Source organism: Arthrobacter sp. C152 (assembly GCF_054890965.1).
In genome coordinates, this window is the sequence record NZ_JBTZSU010000079.1 from 1 (window position 1) to 2,314 (window position 2,314).

Annotated in this window: 4 protein-coding genes; 3 read left to right on the top strand and 1 reads right to left on the bottom strand. The window is 69.1% G+C overall.

Translation table 11 applies throughout. The features are described from left to right. The 3 genes from ACYSM9_RS21735 to nboR all read left to right on the top strand — a co-directional run. Positions 1 to 213: hypothetical protein (locus tag ACYSM9_RS21735; RefSeq protein ID WP_461859020.1), on the top strand; the 213-nt coding region annotated here is incomplete at its 5' end. 85 nt (positions 214 to 298) lie between these two features. Next, positions 299 to 1,285 carry an NAD(P)H-dependent flavin oxidoreductase gene (locus ACYSM9_RS21740; protein ID WP_461859021.1) on the top strand — a complete coding sequence of 329 codons (987 nt, stop codon included), beginning with the start codon at positions 299 to 301 and terminating at the stop codon, positions 1,283 to 1,285. A 33-nt stretch (positions 1,286 to 1,318) separates the two neighbouring features. After that, positions 1,319 to 1,963: a nicotine blue oxidoreductase gene (gene nboR, locus ACYSM9_RS21745; RefSeq protein ID WP_461859022.1), complete on the top strand. Its 645-nt coding sequence runs from the start codon at positions 1,319 to 1,321 to the stop codon at positions 1,961 to 1,963. Positions 1,964 to 1,995: 32 nt separating this feature from the next. Here the strand turns inward: nboR and ACYSM9_RS21750 are convergent. Further along, on the bottom strand, positions 1,996 to 2,314 hold a 319-nt coding region (locus ACYSM9_RS21750; protein WP_461859023.1), incomplete at its 5' end, for an HNH endonuclease signature motif containing protein.

The window sequence follows — 2,314 nt, forward strand, 5'->3', positions numbered from 1 at the left end:
ACCCTCGGCGCCGACGGCTTCGGCTTCTCCGACACCCGCGCAGCAGCCCGCCGCTACTTCAAGAACGACACCCACTCCATCGTGGTGAAGGCCTTGCAGATGCTCGCGGCGCGGGGCGAGGTGGAGGAGGGTGCGCCGTCGTACGCCATGGACCGTTACAAGCTCCTGGACGTCAACGCCGGCACTACCGGCGGGGCGGGCGGAGACAGCTAAGCCGCAGGGCCTATGGCCCTTGACGCGCCGCGCACGCACGCCTCTACTGACCCTGTAGACCCGTTCCCCTGATAAAGGAGCAGCCGTGGGTGCGACATTGCGGACGCCTGTTTGTGATCTTCTCGGAATCGAACACCCCATCGTGCAGGCGGGGATGGGATTGTTCGGCAGCGGCCCGGCGCTGGCGGCTGCCGTTTCCACCGCCGGTGCCCTGGGCAGCCTCGGAGGTGCGCTGCGTACCTCCGAGGAGCTCAGGGCAGGCATCAGGCACATCCGGGAGCTGACTGACGGGCCTTTCGCCGTCAATTTCACCCAGCCGTGGCTGCAGGGCCACCCTGAGTCCCTCGACATAGCGTTGGACCTGGGCGCACCTGTTGTCTCCTTGGCGTTGGGCGATCCCGGTGACCTGCCGGCGAAGGCCCATGCCGCGGGGGCTTTGTTCATTCAGCAGGTGCACACCGTGCAGCAGGCACGTCTCGCTGTGGACCGCGGCGCCGACGTCATCATCGCCCAAGGGGCCGAGGCCGGCGGGTTCGGCGGCACTGTCTCAAGTTTCGTACTGCTGCCCCAGGTGGTGGATACGGTGGCTCCGGTGCCGGTCCTGGCCGCCGGCGGAATCGCGGATGGCCGGGGCGTGGCCGCTGCCATGGCATTGGGTGCGCAGGGCGTGAACGTCGGCACGCGATTCCTGGCCTCGGTGGAAGCGTCGATCAGCGAGGACTGGAAGCGCGCCCTGGTTGCCGCCGAAGCCCCGGATGCCGTGAAAGTGGAGGTGTGGGACGACATCTTCCCCAAACCTGCAAACGGGGCGTTCGATGTGGTTCCCCGGGCCCTGCGCACACCTTTCATCAGCAAGTGGCAAACTGACCGGACCGGGGCGGCACGGCAGGCCGCAGGCCTCCAGGAAGACCTCGCGGCCGGCATGCGTGAGGGCCGGATGGAGGAATACGTCCCGTTCACCGGCCAGTCCGCCGGGCTCATCAGCAGCATTCTTCCGGCTGCCGTGATCGTGGAACAGCTCGTGGCCGAGGCCGTCGGCGCACTGACGCGGATCCGGGACCTTGGCGGGTAGGGCCTGCCTCCGGCGGCCCGCTACAGTGCAGCTATGAGGAGAAACGACGGCGCCGCGGGGCTGGCTGGCCGCGGAGTCACCGGTGTCGTCCTGGCCGCCGGCGCCGGCACCCGGCTGGGCCTCGGCCCCAAAGCGCTCCTGCCCTACCGCGGCCGGCCGCTGGTGGAGGCAATCGGCCAGGCGCTTCTCGACGGCGGTTGCCGGGATGTGGTGGTGGTCCTGGGCGCAGGTGCGTCGGAGGTTGAGGCCGCTGCCACCCTGGACAGCTTCCGGGTGGTGGCCAATCAGGGCTGGGAGTCCGGGATGGGCGGCTCGTTCCTCCTGGGCGACCGGGCTGCCGACCCTGCAGACCACCTTCTGATCGCGCTGGTGGACCAGCCTGGCCTGACCGCGGCGACCGTGGAGCGGCTGCTGGCCCGGCACCGCCCCGGGCGGATCACCGCCGCCGCATACCGCCGTCGTGATGCCGACGGCGAACAGAAGCCGCGGCTCCGCCGGGGCCACCCGCTGCTGATCGACGCCGCACTGCGGGAGCAGGTGCTGGCAACGGTCACGGGCGACGCCGGGGCCCGCGGCTTCCTGCAGGCGCATCCGGAGTTGGTCGATGAAGTGGACTGCAGCGACCAGTCCACCGGCGAGGACGTTGACACGCCGGACCAGTTGGGCCTCCTCCGCTAGCACCAAAGATGATCAGGGTGTACCAAAATTGGTCAGGCGTGGGCGTGGAGCAGCCGCTCCAGGGCGTCCTCCCAAGGGGCCGGAGGCGTGCGGAGAAAGTCGACGTTGCCAAGCAACAGCCCGTCGGGCCACCAGGGTGGTTCCCAGTCCTGGTGTTCGGACGTGTAGTGGCGGCCGGTGGGTGAGGTCCAGCCGGGTGGTTCGTCTTTGGTGGCCGGGGTGGGTTCCCAGCCGGTGGTATGCCGGAGTCTGTGGTGTTTCCGGCACGGTTGTCCCAGGTTACTGATCCCGGTGGCGCCGCCGTTGGCCCAGGCGAGGATGTGGTCGGCGTCGTTGTCCAGGGAATTGTTG

Coding starts and splice junctions, on each gene's coding strand:
- nboR (WP_461859022.1), top strand. CDS start 1,319: ATGAGGAGAAACGACGGCGCCGCGGGGCTGGCTGGCCGCGGAGTCACC.